Origin of the sequence: Ekhidna sp., assembly GCF_965221965.1 — a bacterium.
Taxonomy (GTDB): domain Bacteria; phylum Bacteroidota; class Bacteroidia; order Cytophagales; family Cyclobacteriaceae; genus Ekhidna.
In genome coordinates this window covers 2093261-2111636 of sequence record NZ_OZ244926.1, presented here as the reverse complement: position 1 = coordinate 2111636, position 18376 = coordinate 2093261, and the positions used below count along the sequence as shown (strand labels likewise).

General features: G+C 42.2%; 12 protein-coding genes. 4 read left to right on the top strand and 8 right to left on the bottom strand.

The annotated features are described in order from the left end of the window. Positions 1 to 197 precede the first annotated feature (197 nt). Positions 198 to 1103, top strand: coding sequence for a hypothetical protein (locus tag ACOQON_RS10070; RefSeq protein ID WP_420575312.1), 906 nt, complete (start codon positions 198 to 200; stop codon positions 1101 to 1103). 56 nt (positions 1104 to 1159) lie between these two features. Here ACOQON_RS10070 and ACOQON_RS10065 read toward each other — a convergent pair whose 3' ends face one another. Beyond that, positions 1160 to 2656, bottom strand: a complete 1497-nt coding sequence (locus ACOQON_RS10065; protein WP_420575311.1) for a cryptochrome/photolyase family protein — start codon at positions 2654 to 2656, stop codon at positions 1160 to 1162. Positions 2657 to 2711: 55 nt separating this feature from the next. Between ACOQON_RS10065 and ACOQON_RS10060 the strand changes: the two genes are divergently transcribed. Further along, on the top strand, positions 2712 to 6212 hold the full coding sequence (locus ACOQON_RS10060; RefSeq protein ID WP_420575310.1) for an FtsX-like permease family protein: 3501 nt from the start codon (positions 2712 to 2714) through the stop codon (positions 6210 to 6212). A gap of 79 nt (positions 6213 to 6291) precedes the next feature. Continuing rightward, positions 6292 to 9813, top strand: a complete 3522-nt coding sequence (locus ACOQON_RS10055) for an ABC transporter permease (protein WP_420575309.1) — start codon at positions 6292 to 6294, stop codon at positions 9811 to 9813. 47 nt (positions 9814 to 9860) lie between these two features. Here the strand turns inward: ACOQON_RS10055 and ACOQON_RS10050 are convergent, their stop codons facing one another. The 6 genes from ACOQON_RS10050 to ACOQON_RS10025 form a co-directional block, all read right to left on the bottom strand. After that, a complete protein-coding gene (locus tag ACOQON_RS10050; protein WP_420575308.1) occupies positions 9861 to 11078 on the bottom strand; it encodes an exo-alpha-sialidase in 1218 nt (405 codons plus the stop codon). Between the two features lie 163 nt (positions 11079 to 11241). Then, on the bottom strand, positions 11242 to 11541 hold the full coding sequence (locus ACOQON_RS10045) for a GIY-YIG nuclease family protein (protein WP_420575307.1): 300 nt from the start codon (positions 11539 to 11541) through the stop codon (positions 11242 to 11244). 117 nt (positions 11542 to 11658) lie between these two features. Next, entirely contained in the window at positions 11659 to 12396 is a 738-nt protein-coding gene (locus tag ACOQON_RS10040; RefSeq protein ID WP_420575306.1) for a DUF6503 family protein, read from the bottom strand. An 88-nt stretch (positions 12397 to 12484) separates the two neighbouring features. Continuing rightward, positions 12485 to 13039, bottom strand: coding sequence for a hypothetical protein (locus ACOQON_RS10035; RefSeq protein WP_420575305.1), 555 nt, complete (start codon positions 13037 to 13039; stop codon positions 12485 to 12487). Between the two features lie 339 nt (positions 13040 to 13378). After that, a complete protein-coding gene (locus ACOQON_RS10030) occupies positions 13379 to 14683 on the bottom strand; it encodes a WD40 repeat domain-containing protein (protein WP_420575304.1) in 1305 nt (434 codons plus the stop codon). Positions 14684 to 14785: 102 nt separating this feature from the next. After that, entirely contained in the window at positions 14786 to 15631 is an 846-nt protein-coding gene (locus ACOQON_RS10025) for a hypothetical protein (RefSeq protein ID WP_420575303.1), read from the bottom strand. 241 nt (positions 15632 to 15872) lie between these two features. Here ACOQON_RS10025 and ACOQON_RS10020 point away from each other — a divergent pair, with 241 nt between their 5' ends. Then, positions 15873 to 16586 (top strand): response regulator transcription factor, encoded by a 714-nt coding sequence (locus ACOQON_RS10020; protein WP_420575302.1) that lies wholly within the window; start codon positions 15873 to 15875, stop codon positions 16584 to 16586. Here ACOQON_RS10020 and ACOQON_RS10015 read toward each other — a convergent pair. Beyond that, positions 16583 to 18355, bottom strand: coding sequence for a MutS-related protein (locus ACOQON_RS10015; RefSeq protein WP_420575301.1), 1773 nt, complete (start codon positions 18353 to 18355; stop codon positions 16583 to 16585). The two genes, ACOQON_RS10020 and ACOQON_RS10015, sit on opposite strands and share 4 nt — an antisense overlap. Between the last annotated feature and the right edge of the window lie 21 nt (positions 18356 to 18376).

Genomic DNA, 18376 nt, shown 5'->3' with positions numbered 1-18376 from the left:
AGGTGATTTTTAATTTCTAACGTACTTAATGGGGTTGTCTGAAAATAAACCTGATGAAAAATGCACGTCCATACTTTGTCCATAGTTGAAATTGTTGTAGGGTTTGTCCTGCGCGTAAGTTTGATTCATAATTAAATGAATGAATGATGATGAAAACGATCGGTAAAAACATAATGCGACTAATGTTGATCTTAAGTATGATTTTCACACTGTTGCTGACCTCCTGTCTGAATGAAGACCCGGTGGATAACGATGATGACGAGATAGCAGATTTACAACTCGACTTGTCCATGAATGAGTATCCTCGCTCGGGAGATATTGTTGGGAATTTAAGTTCCAACTTGACCGGCACTGTCGAGTTTGAATTGGTGTCACAGTCTGTAGCGGATGCGATGATAATCATAGGCAATGACCTAACCGTAGGAGATTGGCTGGCTTATGACTATGAGACCAACGAAACCATAACCGCAACTATTGAGGCTTCCAATGAAACAGAGACACAGGTAATCAATGTAGAAGTGACCATTAATAATATAGATGACATTTGGGCTTTTCTTTCTGCATCTCGAGAGGAATACGAAGTTGCCGAGGATGGGGACTGGGTTCCAATCATCGAAAGCGAATACAATGATTTAGCTAATTACTTAGCTGAGGTTACGAAGAGTGGTGCCACAGATGCCCATTTTTCCAGCACAGCATCACTGGTCAGCTTTCAGGCTGCTACAGTAGCAAATGACAATGGAAATACCATTCCATCAGGTAGCTATCTTTTTGCTTTCAAAAACTACTCATGGGCGAATAATGCAGGCAATAGCAAAGTGAAAATATCTGAAGGAGATGCCGGAGGTCCATATATGAACGTAGGGAGTACACTTCCACTTCACAATGATGAGTACAATTTTTTTGTTCTAAAGGGTGCCGAAAGCTCTACCAGTGCTGAAGCGTACCTGGGAATGTATGCTTCTGTAAACCCTGCTTACAGAAATATCAGTGGCACCAGCTACAGATGGAATAACAGCGATACGGATAACCTCGATAATAGCAGTATCGATCAGGTGTTTTTGTATCAAGGATTGAGTACGACTTTGAAACAGTGGGATTAAGCATGATGCCGGATTTATTCCGGCATCTTCTTTTGAGTTGATCCCAATAAGTTGGGCTATTCTGTTACCCTCTCAATAAACCGATTCGCAGCTTTAAAAATCTTCTCTTTCTTTTCCTCATTCATCTTTTTCAACGTAGCTACCATCATGGACATTCGCTGATTGTTGGCAAAGGTTTCCATGTTCTCTTCAATGAATCGCCAGTAAAGCCCATTGACTATATCTTCCCAGTCTCCTTTGCCATAGTCACTCATCTTTTTGATGTAGTTCGCTCCACCGATGTAGGGTTTAGTGGCGAAGATGCCCCCATCCGCAAACTGACTCATGCCATAGACATTAGGCGCCATCACCCAATCCGCTGAATCGACATACATCTCCATAAACCATTTATAGACTTCCTTCGGGTCTAATTCGCAAAGCAGCATGATGTTTCCCAGCACCATTAGTCGCTCAATGTGGTGTGTATAGCCATACTTATTGGCTTTCCCGATTGCATCATCCAAAGGGGGAATGCCGGTGGTGCCATCGTACCAGCAGGGTTTCATTTTTCGCTTGTGATTGAAATAGTTGGTGTTGAGCTTTTCGTCGTACTCGTGGTAAATCCCTCGCATAAATTCCCTCCAGCCGATTATCTGTCGAACAAACCCTTCGACGCTGGGATAATGGGTGTCGTTTTCGGCATAATATTCCAGCGCTTTGTCCACCACTTCATCCGGTGTGACCAGCCCCATGTTGATGTAAGGAGATAGGACTGAGTGAAAAACGAATGTTTCCCGACTGCTAATGGCGTCTTCATAGGGGCCAAAGTTTTCGAATCGTTTTTTCAAAAAGTCATCCAGCAAATACAAAACCTGTCTCCGTGTGGTGGCCCATCGAAAGTTTTCCGTAGATCCTGGATGGTCCTGGAATAGCTCATCTACCAGTTGTTTTACTTTCTCAGTGTGATCGGTAGGATGGGGGGTGGGTTGGTCTGGGATATTAATTCCCTTTGGCAACTTCTTCCGATTCTCTTCATCAAACGACCACTGGCCGTGGGACGGCTGCCCTTTATTGTCGACAAAAATGTTCAAGCTTCTTCGCTGCTGCTGATAGAAGGTGTACATGAAGGGTTTCTTCACACTCTGATTGTATGCTTTAAACTTTTCTTTGGTGGTTATAAATCCGGGGGAGTCTACAATGGTAAGTTTAAGCTTTTCTGTTTTGCAGAAATCCCTGATTCGTTTTTCAAAGAAGTGGTCTTCAATGTCATAGGTGATAAGCTCAGAAATTGAGTCATGAGACTTCAGGACGAGTCTCAATTTGTCTTCATAAGTCAAGTGTTGATTACTTGCAGAAAGTTGCTGATAGGTAAGTCTGTATGTTTCCTTTACCTCATCTGCATGCGAGCGCATGGCGGATAGAAATAGGATTAGCTTGTGTTTGTGGTATTTGAAATGTGTACAAAGTCCGGTATCCTCAGCCATGAAAAAGAGAGTGGATGCATCCGGATTTAATCGACTGTGATCAGGGAATAGACAGTTGCCAAGGACAAGTGCTAGTTTGTTATAGGCCATAAGTTAATAACTGATAGTAAATCAAATTGTGAGGGAATTTTCGCATTTTTGATAGGTGGAGGATTTGCAGCAAATACCATGGAGCCTTGTTCTGATTGCTTCAGAAATTCTGTTAGGAGGAGTTTTTGGTATTGTCCTGCTGTTGATGAAATTTCCTGCTGCAAGACATTTGGGGAAGCTAATTTTAGCCTACTCCTTCATTCTACTATCGCTTTTACAACCTTCCTTCCCGGTAAGCAAATGGCAGGTGATTGGTTTAATCGCGCTTTTCCTCTTTTTATATGTTCGAGCCTTTTTCTCTCAAAAAAATCGAATGAGTTTCGTTCATTTGGTTCCGGTCGTGTTATCTGTGTGCTTATTCATGACACCACCATTAATTGATCGTATCACTGCATTGGTTATTGTTATTACCTATGGAGTGATGTCACTCAGGGAGATTGAGTCAGAAACTAAGCAGCGCGGCATTCAATGGTTTGTAAACCCGGGAAGTAGGCTGGCCTGGTTTCGAAACTTCATCACGATAAATGGGATTGGATTACTAATTATGCTTTCTGGTATTGCTAACCTCGACTTCATGGCAGGTCTGGTGTTGGTTGTTATCGTTTTCATTGTATATCAGGCTTTTAAAGAGTCGGAGTTTTTGACTCCCATTCCTATTGGTAATAAGTATCAAAAGTCGACACTCACTCCGGAGATTAAAGCAGCTGTGTTGAATAAGATCGAAGGGGTGATGGAGCAGGAATTTTACCTCAGGGATGATGCCTCACTTTCGAATCTGGCAAAGGAGCTTGGAGTTACCACGCATCACCTTAGTCAGGTACTGAATGAATCATTAAAAATCGGGTTTCAGGATTTGATTGCGAGGTACCGCATTCGAAAAGCTTGCCAACTATTGAAAGATGAGCAGCATCGCGATGTGAAGATCGAGAACATTGCTGCAATGGTTGGCTATAATTCTAAATCTTCTTTTAATGCCGCTTTTAAACGGCGCACGGGCCTTACACCATCCGATTATCGAGATAAAAAAGATGTGCGAACTTATTGGGAGACACCCCTTTCCGAACGGGAAAGACCATTGTATGAGGATCATAAATTTCATTTGAGTCATGTATTTAACATCCAAATGAACAAAGACATGATACGATTTTCCCTTCGAAACTTACGAAAGAACAAGCTTCATTCGGCACTTAATATTATGGGTTTGGCTGTCGGACTTTCCGCCTGCATAACCATAGCATGTTATGTGCATTATGAGCTTTCCTACGACAGGCATCATCCTGAGGCTGAAAGCATCTACCGGGTGGCATTGAACCGAGTATATCCGGATTATGCAAAGGAGTGGGCGTTAACGGCTCCCGTGATGGGGCCGGTCATCACGGATGAAATCCCAGAAATCCAGCATTATACACGCTTGCAATACGATGATTTTATGTTTGGGCGGGAGGGAGACCGTCTGGAAAAGCAACGGATCACGGCTGTCGACTCTGGCTTTTTTGATGTATTTGATGCGAAAGTGATCAGCGGAAGCATTAACAAGGAGTTCTTTGAGAAGAAAGATGGTGTAATCCTGACACAGTCAGCAGTAAAAAAATACTTTGGCAATGAGGAAGAGCCGGTAGGCAAACTCATGAGCTTACAGATTCCCGATAAAGAACAATCCACATTGGTCAGTGTCACGGCAGTCATTGCTGACCCGTTACCGAACTCACACTTTGACTATGAAATCCTTTCTGTCATTGATCTGATGCCGTTCCCTGATTGGTTCTTTGCAACCTGGGGGACCTGGGGTGTTTACACCTACATCAAAGTTCACCCGGAGACTGACCCTGTATTGTTGCGAGAAAAAATCAATGCAATCGCAGAGGCAAATCAGGCAGCAGGTAGTGATGATTATGATGCGTGGAGAGGTGCTGGAAATCAATATGATTACTTCTTACAGCCAATGACGGACATTCACTTGCATTCCAATCTGGCTTCCGAATTTGAAGCGAACTCCAGCGAAATGTTTGTTTACTTCTTTGCCCTGGTTGGTGGATTTATTCTATTGATGGCGATAGTGAATTTTGTGAACCTGGCCACTGCACGAGCCTCCTATCGAACACTTGAAGTAGGGATTCGAAAATCAGTAGGAGCTAGCAGAAGGGATTTGATGGTTCAGTTTCTGCTGGAATCTACTTTGATAAGCTTTATAGCGATGGTGATTGCTTTACCCCTGACTCAACTGTTCTTACCCTATTTCAATCAGGTCATTGGAAAGTCGATCAGCTTGCAGGTTTTTGGTACGCCCCTGGGGATCATTATTCTAATTGCTACGCCTGTATTACTTGGCATTTTATCCGGTTTCTATCCGGCACTTTATTTATCTAATTTCAGTCCTGCGGCAGTTTTCCAGAAGCTAATTGTCAAAAGAGGGAGGGAGAGCCTGCGTCACCTATTAGTGATTGGACAATTTATTATAGCCATTCTTTTGATCGCAGGGACGATCACGGTTTTTCGTCAGATGCATTACCTGACAAACAAGCCACTTGGGTTTGACAAGGATCAGCTGATCATGATTGAGAAGCTTCCGTTTATTGGGGAGAAAATAGATGTGTTTAAGCAAGAGGCTTTGCAATCAGCAGGTGTCAACGGAGTTTCTATTACAAACTTTCCACTGGATGATATTCGATCCGGTTCCACTATCAGCATCACAGATGACGATAAAGGTTGGGTAAACACTACCTTTCTCACCATCGATGAGGACTTTCTTTCTACCATGGGCGTAAAGTTGATAGCGGGACGAAATTTCAGATCTGACGAGATGGGTGAGCGAACGGATGATGGAAAGGAGAAGATCCTGCTGAATGAGACAGCTGTTCGTGCGCTTGGCATTGAACCCGAAGATGCAGTGGGCAAGCTGGTTTATGAGGCTGCAGGTTTTGATGCGATTATTGTAGGAGTTGTTGAGGATTTCAACTTCATGTCTCTGCATAAGCCGGTGGAACCTATGCAGCTCTCTAATGCGGTAATTAATTCTCCCTTCCGTGCCGCAACGATCAGGTTAAACCCTCGAAACATGGATGAATCATTGGCATCAGTGGAGGAGATTTGGGGAAAACTGGCACCTGATAAGGTCTTTGAATTCGAGTACATGGATGAGTCAATGGCGCAGTATTACGAAGCAGAACGATTAACAAGTAAGCTCTTTATCATGTTTTCCGGCCTTGGGATTTTCGTTTGTTGTCTGGGATTGTTTGGTTTAATGGGCTATGTAGTAGAACAACGCTCCAAGGAAGTTGGGATAAGAAAAGTCATGGGAGCCCGTAATGGAAACATCATCTTTTTGCTGTCCAAAGATTATGTGAGGTTAGTCCTCATTTCTTCATTGGTTGCTATCCCCATTGCCTGGTGGGGACTTAGCAAGTGGTTAGATGGTTTTGCTTATCGAATCGATAGTTCGATTTGGATGTTTCTGCTTGCCGGAGTGTTAGTCACCGCAGTTAGCTGGATTACAGTAGCACTTTACGCCCTTCAGGCTGCCAAAGCCAACCCGGTTCATTCATTAAGGAACGAATAATATTTTACAGTCAGCTATAGAGGGGAGTTCAGGAACTGCATCATTTCCAAATGGTGCCTGAATTCCCCATTTTTACCGGATGGATCAGTGGATGAATTTTCCATGGATAGCGGACTTGTCTGTCATGATGTTGAGCACATTGATAGTTGGTTTAGTATCAGGTGCAGCTTTGCTGTTGAGCAAGTCTCCCGCCGGTAGGTGGATGGGGCTTCTGCTTTTCGCCGACTTGTCTTTGTTGCTGATTAACGGCAGTATTAGCGATTTTCAAGCACTAGCATTAGTCCTGGCAATAGTTGTTTTCTTTCTGTATCTCCGGGCCTTTTTCTATCAAAAAAATCGAATACCCGTATTTCATTATTTGATCCTGATCGGTTCCGGGTTATTGATAGTCATTCTCAATGAGCAAAAACTGGTTACATGGATTTTCGGGGGCACTGTTTTGGTCTTCTATGTGGTTTTGATTTTCAAATTGCTACTCCATGAAAGCCAATCAAGGGGATTCACTTATTTTCAGAATGCAGGTCCACGTATTTCCTGGCTCAGAAATTTTGTATTTCTCCAAATGCTGTTTCTGGCCTCTTTCTACTGTCAATTTGGAGTTAGCATCTACTGTGTTTTGTTTCTGATTCTGTTGTTTCAGATTCTCTACCAGTTGATCCGGGAATCATCGTTTTTATCTCCAATCCCAATGGGAAATAAGTATAAAAAGTCAACCTTAACCCCGGAGATCAAATCGTCCATCATTGGCAAGCTGGAGGAGGTCATGCGGGATCAGCATTTCTATCGACGAGATGACGCTTCGCTAACTACACTAGCCGAACTGCTGGGCGTAACCAATCATCACCTTTCTCAGGTGCTGAATGATTCTTTGAAAATCAGTTTTCAGGATCTGCTTGCTCGCTTTCGTGTACGAGAAGCTTGTATGCTTTTACGAGATGAGGCAAACGATCAGGTGAAAATTGAAAACATTGCTACACAGGTCGGATACAACTCCAAATCAGCCTTCAATACTGCGTTTAAACGACGTACGGGGCTAACACCCTCTGAATATCGAGAGGCAAAGGGCGTTCTGATTTATGGGGAAGAACGTCTTTCCGAAGGAAAAGAACCTTCGAACGGAGACCGGACGCTTAGTTTGAATCATGTTTTTAAACTCAAAATGAACAGCGACATGATTCAGCACTTTTTCAAAATATTTAGCAGGAATGTAAAACGGAATGGACTGTTTTCATTTCTCAATGTACTTGGCCTAACCGTTGGCTTTACCTGTAGCATCCTGATCTATTTATATGTTCAGGATGAGTTGTCCTATGATCAGGAACTTCCAGATTCCGATCGCATTTATCGGATCGCCTGGATGTCTGATAACCCCCAAACACGGACGCCACATCCAATGGCCCAGGCGATGGTTAGTGATTTCCCTGAAGTAGAGGAGGCGGTCAGTCTTTCCCCCTGGTATGGGCCGGGATTGAGTCGGGACAAGATCAGGGTCAAGAATGTAAAAACAAATGTGATTTTTGAGGAGCCGGATTTTTACTTTGCTGACTCCACTTTATTTGATGTCTTTAAGTTGAAAGTGCTGGAAGGAGATGAGGATGCATTAAAAACGCCTTTCTCCCTTGTAATCACAGAGCCGATGGCCAAAAAGTATTTTGGAGATAGTTCAGCTATTGGTCAGGAGCTAAGTATGAATGATATGGCATTAGCTGTGTCTGCGGTGGTGGAGCCTATGCCGGAGCATTCTCACTTTCATTTCAATGGCATTATACCCTATGTGACCCTCAAGCAGATAAATCCAACCAGTAATTGGATGACCTGGGCGGATTTTGGTCACTTCAATTACATCAGATTAAAAGAAGGTGCCTCGCATGAAGCATTGGAATCTAAAATTCCTGAATGGGCCCTGGGATACATTAATGTGGATGAAGCGAGGAAAGAGATTATTCTAGCCGGTGAAGAGCGGTTTGAACTTCAGCCGATCACATCCATTCATTTGAATTCTCACCTTAGGTGGGAGTTGGAAAATAATGGCAATATCCTTTATGTCTATATTCTGTTGGTGGTTCTTGGCTTTTTGATCCTGATCGCAGCGATCAATTATACCAATCTGACCACTGCAAAATCTATTGAGCGGGCCAAAGAAATAGGGGTGCGAAAGACACTTGGGGCGATCTCGAAAAATCTATCCGGCCAGTTTTATCTGGAATCAATCCTGTTTTCGGTATTTGCACTTTGTCTATCGGTTTTTATTGTTGTTCTACTGCTTGATGGATTTAATTTTATCAGTGGAAAGCAATTTCAAGTTGCTGATTTATTCAATGTTTCTTTCCTAATTAAAGCATTGATCCTGGGAGTTGGAGTAGGCTTGCTGGCGGGTTTTTATCCGGCAGTAGCTCTATCCTCTTTCAAACCAACCGAAGTGTTGAAAGGGAAACTCACAACCAGCGTCAAAGGCGTTCGCTTGCGAAGTGCATTGGTTATCCTGCAATTCACTATCTCTGCCATCCTCATTAGTGGTAGCCTGATCATTTTCAACCAGCTACGATACATGAAAGATAAGGATCTGGGGTTTGATCAGGATGCGATTATATCATTGAATGTACCTATTAGTGTGGCAAAAGGGAATGTTGATCTTGAGGCATTAAGAACGACGCAAAATCAACTAGAAGATATTAATGGGGTTCGTACAACTGCGCTCACCTCCAGTATCCCGGGAGGACAGTTTAATCAGCACCCATATTTTTTACGAGATAATCCCGAACAGCGTGTTGATGCATCTGAACTGATGGTGGACTATGGTATCGAAAAAGTGTTGGGCTTTGAGGTAGTTCAGGGACGGATTTTTGATCGGTCCTTTGCAACAGATTCAGTAGGAGGGGTCATTATCAATGAAACGTTTGCAGGACAATTGAATGTAGAAAATCCGGTTGGAAAGACGCTGGTACAGGATGCAAGTGGGCGTGAATACGAGATGCGAATCATCGGAGTGATTAAGGATTTCCATTTTCAATCGTTGCATCAGGAAATACAACCTTTGATGATGGCCGTACAGCCCTTGGGTGCAGGACATTTACTGGTAAAGCTGAGTGGTCAGCAGTTTGGTGAGACTATTGCGAAAATTGAGGAAATATATAATGCGAACATTGAAAGCGAGCTCCCCTTCGAATATCACTTTCTTGATCAGGAGTTAGCATCCCTTTATGAGCAGGAGGAACGGACACTCTCCATATTCTCTATTTTTTCGATGATCGCATTGATCCTGGCTAGTTTGGGACTGCTCGGCATGGCGATTGCCATTCTGAATCAACGTATTAAGGAAGTGGGGATGCGGAAAATATTAGGAGCAACTTCCGGACAAATTATGCGCATGATTTTGGGCCAGTTTGTACGATTGGTGATTGTAGCAATCGCTATAGGTCTTCCGCTTTCTTATTTACTCATGGAAGGGTGGATTGCCGAATTCTCCTATCGTGCTCCTGTCGGCATTATGCCTTTCATTGGTGCGATTTTGATTCTTTTATTGGTGGCTGTCATCAGTGTGATTTCAGCGGTCACTAAGATCACGTATTCCAATCCGGTGGAAGCACTTAGGTATGAATAGATGGTAGTGGGTGTCTCAAAAGAATACCTCACTTTTGAGACACTCTTTTAAATTGAAAGTCTGATTTTCGCCATTTTTATCGTGGTATTCTTTTCATTGAGTTCAGTCCAAGCAAAATATACATCCCCATCAAATATTTCCATCTGTGGAAAGCCACTGCCCCGGCTTTCAGATATTTTCGCCACGGTTTTTACGGATGACATGGAGCCATTTTGATTGACGATTCGATACTTTATGGCAGGAGTTTCTCCACCATCCATCCAGCTCACAATAGCTGTTTGATCATTCAGCATGGCTATATCTACCCGACCAACAGGAGAGGAACTATCTACGGTGATTGGCTCACTGAAATCCTCACCTTCCTTAAATGCTACTTTCACTTTCGGTCTACTCAACGCAGATGTATACCAAGCGGTAGCGACTGTGCTTCCATAACCTGCGATTCGTGGGCCATTCACCGGGCACCCGGCAATGTTCCAGTTGTCTTGTGCAACGAGTTTAGGTTGACTCCATCCGGAATCAGTTTTAGTTACGAATGCCATATCCCTCACCTCATCGACGGATCGGTCTCGATAAACAATCATAGCGCCCTCAGGTATCATAACCCCTCCGGTTTGGCAGCAGTCACATACTCTTCCGTCCAGTTCAGTCTCTTCTGATAGGTTTCCTTGCAAGTCTATTACAGCAGACCGAATGGTCATGGCTCCACCACTTCCGTGATCTCCATGACCTCCGCCTCCGGTATTTCTTCCGTCCAACCATGAGAGGAGGAAGGAACCATCATTATTTGGAAGCATGGTTACAAATCCGTGTTCTGTTGGGGTGCTGTCCTTGTGAGGGATGACAGGCGAAGACCATTTGGTCGAATCCTTAGGTTTCAAAATCAAATTCACATCGTAGGAATATGTTCCTGCCGCACTTTTTGCCAGGTAGTGGGCTATTTTGTTTCCTTTAGAATCGACCGCTAACATAGGATAATCAGCCCAATTGACGAACCAGTCATTGCCTGAGGCAATGAGTTCTGGCTTACTCCATTGATCATCCATGACTGTAGAAAATTTCAGATCTACCCAATTGGAGTCTCTTTTTTCTACCCAGCTTAGGTATAGCCTGTTGTCAGCTCCTTTAATCAAATGGGGGAGACTCGAGTTTTCAGATACCGGAATAGTTACTGGCTCTAGCAGATGTTCTGACTCAGTATCTTCTGATTCAGGTGATGTGCAAAATGTTAGTAGTGATGATAATAGTAAGTATCTCCATTTCATGGAATCGAAATTACTTGATTTTTCATTCCTATCCCTTCGCTATTCCCTTGCGAGCGAGGTACGAGCGAGACTTGGGAATCTCATCCTGTTTCAAAGAATAAACCAAGATTCCCATGACTCGGACATCCTTCGTCTGTCCTCCCAAGGGAATGGCGGTGAGCTTCTATTGCATTTCAGAGACTTGATCAAATAAGTCTTTAAGTTCAGGGTTGAAGTCTTTGATGAGTTTGTCTTTCCAAGCTCGATTCCATTTTTTGACCTTCCGTTCTCTTTCAATAGCTGTCTCAATCCTTTCATAGAAATGGTAATAAACTAAGTCTGTACATTTATATTTTTTAGTGAATTCTGATCCGAAACCATTTTTATGTTGGTAGGCTCTATTGTACAGGTTATTAGTTGATCCGACATATACAACCTTACGGGTTTTATTGGACATGATATAGACATAACCGCCTTTAGCCATTTGCTGAATATAGTGTTTCTCGCCATTCCCTTGCGAACGACGGAGGAGTGAGACTTGGGAATCTAATAATCATATGTTGAATGAATAGATTCCAATGACTCGGGAATCTTGTACTAATCAATAATTGATTACCACATCTTCCAATTCGATGAGCGATAATTCTTCCAGTTTTCCATCCAAGTAAGCCTGATTGATTTGTTCCAATGGCACACTGTCTTTCACTTTTGGCTTTAGATTTCGATAGTCCTGAATGGTAACACCATTGACTTTTCTGCTGTTATAAGCAATTCTGAAACGCATACCTGTGCCTTCATCTTCTTCATTGTAACTGTAGGCCAGGTAATCCATGCTGTAATCTTCCGTATCAAACCAATAGTAGAAGACGTCCTCAAAATCTTCACCGCCACCCTCTGCATCAAAAGTAACTTTGATTTTGTTGTAACTCTTACCATTGATTTCAACTTCTCCGACATAGCTTTTATTCACTGCAGCATCATTGAGACGGAAGGGGAGGAATGCGAAATAAATCACGGAATTGACCGAACTGGTGTAAGCTGCTTGCCTTTCTTGATCCAGATTTACTAATGTATCATTGATATAACGGAATAAACCCTCATTATCAAGCACATCTTTTACCTGATTACCTAGGGAGTCCTTTTGAGTGCGTGTATAGATGAAGTCACCTCCATGCATCATGTATGTATAATCAATGTCACGAAAAGTAAAAGAGGCCTCTCCATTTTTCAACTTGTCAACTCCTGCCTGAGAAATGGCCTTATCCACGACTTCTTGCGCTGTAGGTGCTGGTGCGCTACATGCCACTGCAATAGAGATTAGTAAAATCAGTTTTTTCATTAGTGTCTCAGAACGTAATAGACAAAGAAAAAGATTGCCATGGAAACGACAATCTTATTTATTCAGACGAATTCTTTTTTGACTTGTTTTACAACTGCTTCAAAATATCTCTTCCACCTTCTATTCCTTCATCTATCGCATCTTTCACGGCTTTGTGTGATTCGATGCTGATTTCACCTGCGGCCTCTACTGCTGCGATAATGGAATTCTTCGTTGCAGCAAGGGTATCTCCTCCAACTTGCTTTACTCCACTTACTGAGCCTTTCACAGCTTCTACTGCGACAGAGCCCACATCCAATCCAAGGTTTTTAGCGGAATGAATAGCCTGTTTCACTGAGCCTTGAACTGCATCTTTTTGATCTACTCCGCTTTCCATCGCTCCCTGCACAGCACCATTGACAATACCCTTTACCAGGCCGATCACTCCTTTTCCAATATTGGTGAGACCTTCGAATGTTCCCTGAACGATAGACGCTGGAACCTGAACTCCTTTCACTACAATGTCTTTTGTTCCTTCTATCGTTTTTAGGGTGACTTCTTTGACTGAGGTGACGATGGTACTACCTAAATCGGCCGTTCCTTCAATCGCTCCATTTATGCCTCCTTTTATTCCGTTTACAAGTGAGTTTATGATTTTTGCCATTGTGTTGAATTGTTTGATTCATCAATAGAAGCCAAAAACCCACCCAATCGTTTCGAAAAATTTGGATTTTATGAGAAACATGTTGGATTGATCCATCTACGTGTTTCACTCAATTTGACCAATTCCGTAATTCGCGCTCACAGGTGGGGATATCATTTTTCAATTTTGAATCATTATTAAGAAATGAAAAAAACACCACTATGAAAGTTAAAAAACCGTTTTTCGTCCAATTATTCATTGGCTTGTTGAATTGCTTTACCACAAGAACCAACAAACGGAATAAATACGTTCGCTTAGGCTAGAAAGGTAAGGTGGCTGTTAGAAAGTATCAGAATCCTATTATTCACCACAAGTAACCTTATAAGGCATGTCTTTACCCACAAACTCAGCCCACTCTTCCTGCGTAAGATTTCGGTTGACTATTGCACAAATGCGGAAGGCAAAATAAGCGGGATCTATGGGCCATGTACGAATAAATTCATCACCTCCACCAGTTATTACCTGAGTTCCGGTTGGATTAAAGCTTCCGGTAAATACCCAATCATCATGATCGTCCAGAATAATTGGAAGTTTACGCGAATCAGTCAGGTCCCAGATACGTGCTGTGCCATCTCTGCTGGTAGTGAGCAATAAATCACCTTTAGGATTAAACTGAATGTCTGTTACCGTGCTCTGATGTCCGGAGATGATGCGAATGAGTTTTTTGTTTGGGATGTCCCAAAGAATCACATCCCCACGGTCTCTACCGATAGCAAGGGTGTTCCCATTCGGACTAATATCAAGACAATTGATAGCGAAAGATCCTAATTCATATCCGAAGTAGGATTGTTTGCGCCAGTTTTTCATGATGTCTTCTATGGGGCTTTCTTTCACCTCATATGGTTTTTCCCAAGCCTCCAGCACCCCTTCATCCGTTCCCGCATAGATGGTACCGTCCTGTTCATCTACTTTCAATTGATTGACTTTTAAGGCTGTTTTTCCCACCTGCTCTGACTGTGCATCAAAGCCTTTTAAGATGAGTTCTCCTGTTTTAGCAACAGTTAAGTACTTGCGTTCACCCGGGAGAAAAGTGGCTGTTTGTACGGGCTGTGGATCTTCCAACACCTGAATATCGCTCTTATTATCCTTGTTCGTTGGAATCAGTGCCAGGCCTTTTTGATAGAAAATAGCCATTAGTACTTCACCATCGTTGGACATTTCAATCGACTGAATAATTTTATTCGACTCATAAACGGTTTCGGGTATGCTTCCCGGGTTCGATAAATCCCACTTTAGGATTTTACCATCGGTTGATGAGGAGTAGTAGTGATTGGGATTATCACCAAATACGACAGATGTTACGGTGTTTGAGTGAGCTCCAACCTGATTGTAAGCCATGTTTCTTACTGAATCATAGCCCAGGTATTTATTTGCCTCATAGAGTGATTGATATACATTCAGATGTGAGACATAAGGTTCTACGTTTCCCTCTTTCCAGAACTCATACGCTTGTCGAGCTACCAAAGCCTTGAGCTCCGTTAAATATCCGGGCATCACCAGTGAGCGTTGAGACATAGACATCACTAATTCAGTGGTTGTTTGATTGGATTGTGCCTTGATGAAAATAGCAATAAGTAGGAGAGTAGTGGTGAAGAGAGATCGCATAGTTAAAAATACGAAATGGAGGTTAAAATTGCCTCCATTTAATTCCTGAATCTAAGTTTTTGTCACTCAGGTATCATAGCATACGTTGAGTAAAAGACTATTCTAATTTTGAACCTTGATGTCAATCACTAAGTAATCTTCAGCGTCCAGATAGTCACCGTCTGTGTTTCCATCTACTGCGGAACGGATGATCAGAGCCCCTTTTTTGCTTCCACCTGACTTATCAGCATCCGTCTCAAATGCAAGTACATCACCTTCTTGAAGTTCAGTAATTGTTGAATATTGGTCACCTCCTTCATCAAAAATAATCAGAAGGTGTATTTCAGACGCTATTGCATCAAAATCCGTGCTTGTTGCATCATCTACCAGTCTTAGGATCGTATGATTTTTTATAGACCAATTAAGATCAGAAGCAGAAAAGTCATACCAACTATCAATATCGTCTGATGGAGACACAAAACCAATACCACTAATAGGGCCAAAGTAATGTAAACCAAAATCAACCACAGCTTCCAAACTCGAATCATCACTTACATCAGATGCTGAATACGTCATACCTGTAGAAGTTGCCACAAATGACTTGGATGAATTGTCGAAAAGTGGCCCTTCAACAGTTATATCTGTGAATTCAACTACTGGAATGAACTCATCTACATTGAAATTGAAGTGTCGCTCCTCTTTTTGATCTTTTGAATCGATCACCTCAAAGTAAATGGTTACCTCAGCGCCGCTCAATGATTGTTCGATTACATAATTAAAGTTTACAACTCCACTGGTCGGATTCGGATCCAATCCTAAGTCTTCAGGAGTTTGAGTTGTTTTATCCCCCAAAACTCCATCTACTTCAAATGTGTAGTTGAGTTGTTTCAAACCCTCTTCACTGACAAATGTGACTGTCGCACTCAATGTTTCGCCTACATTATAAACACCATCAGGATCTGAATTCATTATCTCCAGTGTTAGAGTACCTAAATCACTCGGGCTGGAATCGGATGAACAAAATGTCAATGTCATAAGACCTAACAAGGTCGAAATAAGAAAAATAGCATTACGTTTCATATAGGTGATATTTGGTAAGGTAACAAATTGACAATCAATTATTTAGAAAGTCAATACCAACTTTCTGGTATTTTTACCGGGACCTTGATTGCTATTTCAGTAGCTTTATTATGCTCTAATGACCCTCACCATGGAATCAAAGGACAAAGAACTAGTCAATCTTCATCGTACTTTTTTCTGGCAGTCAGAAAAGTTTATCAAGTCTGAAAGGTGGGATGATCTGGATGCCTTATATGAAACATTGCCTGCCGATCACATGCATGTACATGATGCGGTGAACATGGGTATTCTCTATTTTGACCCTGACATTCGACGAGGTTTTAAGATGGATAAAGAGAATATAGGTGAGGTGTTTAATGCTGAACTTATGAATCGGGTAGATCCTGAGAACTACCAGCGAAATGTACAGTTCGCGGTGGATTTTATGACGCGGGATAATAAGCAGGAGATCGGAGTGATGTTTCAGCACATGAACATGAGTCCTGATCCAGATGCTGATCTGGAGTGGTACGTTTCCTTTATGAAATACAGCGAAAACGCGAAAGGACTTTTTACGCTCGACTTTAAGATACGTTTCCTGGATAAGTACCAGAATAAATTCATGAAACTGATTGCGCTAGATGAATTTGTTCATAACAACATGAACAAATTTCAGGAGTTGACCGCCCGGGAGGTGGAGGTTATGACTTTGTTGGCAAAGGGACTCTCAAATCAGGAAATAGCTGATCAGCTTTCGATAGCCAGATTCACAGTGGATACCCACCGAAAGAATATTATGAATAAGCTTGAGATCAAAAGATTTGTTGACCTCATTCGATTTGCCGAGGCATTTGATTTGGTCTAAATCACTCCCATCTTTCTCATGATGAAACTGGCGCTTTTGTTTTCGCAGATTCCGTCTCGCAGTTTGTAATCAAACACCAGTTCATCATTGACAATCTCTACTTCGAAGCGCTTATTGATAAGAGACTCAGAGTATTCATCAGACACATTGCATACCTCCAGATCGTGAGTGGCAATGCCTCCAAATGCTTTTTTTTCAGCCATTTTACGAATGACTTCCATCGTTCCATTTCGCTTATCATCGGAGTTCGTTCCTCGTAGTATTTCATCCAGAAGTACAAATGCCTCACCTTTATTCAGCTGCTCCATGATATAATTCAGTCGCTTGACTTCTGCATAGAAATAGGACTCGCTATCTGTGAGTGAATCTGATAATCGCATGGAAACAAAAACCGGCATGGGATACACGTGCGCTTTCGATGCGTATACCGGAGCACCAATTCCGGCCAGAACCATATTTAAACCTACGGTACGTAGAAAAGTACTTTTACCTGACATGTTTGAACCTGTCAGTATGAAAAATTTCTTTGAGTTGAAATCGATTGAGTTCGTAACGCTTTTGTCCTTAGAGATCAAGGGGTGTCCAAGATCTTTAAACTGGATCTGCTTTTCATGATTGATTGTTGGAAACACAAAATCCGGATTGTTGTAAGCAAAGTTTGAAAGGCTGTTGATTGCCTCAATTTCTCCAATGGTCTGCATCCATTCTTCCAGATGTTCTGCATGCTTTTCTCTCCAATGTTGGAGTGCATGCAATACGTGAATGTGATACTGCAATGATCCATTTAAGAGTGGGCTGGCAAAAATATTGGTTACATGTTCCAGTCTGCCAAACAGTAATGAGAGGTGGTGGATTGCTTCGCTGGCCTTTGTTTCTCTACTTGTAAGTGATGACTGCAGTTGCTTCAGTTTTTCTGATTGGAAATCTGTCTGCTCTATTTCTTTCAGAAGATACGAATAGTGTTTGAGGATGTCTTCAATCTTGGTCGTTGAGATCAGCTCTGCTTTGATCGAGAGCATGTGTGCCCCTAGGATCCCCAGGTTGATCAGAAATAGTAAACCACTCAACCTACCAAGTAATTCGGATGAATGGATCAGATAAAATCCAAAAAATATGATAGTAATAGCAGGGAGTAAGAAGGAGAGTAAGCGAACAACCTTGCTAATTCTTCTCGGTTTTCTTCCTGCCCATTCCAGCAGTTCTTTGTTGCTTTCAGGACTATCAGGTTTTATTCTACTCAAAGCCAACAACTGATGTCGCCAGGTCAAATGGGGTGTGAGCTCTTTTACCGCCTCCTGCGTTTCCAGGATTTTCTTTTCAGGTAGGATGTGAAGAAGATTATTTGCTAACCCCCTTTTTCCGTAGGTCGTACCCGTTCGGTTGAGGGTTTGAAATAGAGAATGCTCACCAAAAAAGTCCAGGTCATAAGAGTAAGGGTGATCATGTTGTATGAATGCTGAACCATCATCAAAACGGGGCTTTCCATTCTCCAGAAAAGAGAGCTCATCTTTATTGATCTCAATTTTGGCTTTAGCCAATGCGTTCTCCCATCGAATAAATTTGTGTTTTTTTATCAATAGCAAGAAAGCAATTGTAGTGATAACTCCGGCAAGTAATAAAAACACATTGTCCGTTTGGTTGTATTGATAATAAAGGAATGCGGCAGCAGTGATGGATAGTAAACGTGAAACACTGATGCGTCGGTCGCTGGCTGTTAATCTGGATGACTCCTTTTGTAATTGATCAATGTTGTCCTGATATGCTTTCAAGTTTCTTTTTTTTGAAGGCAA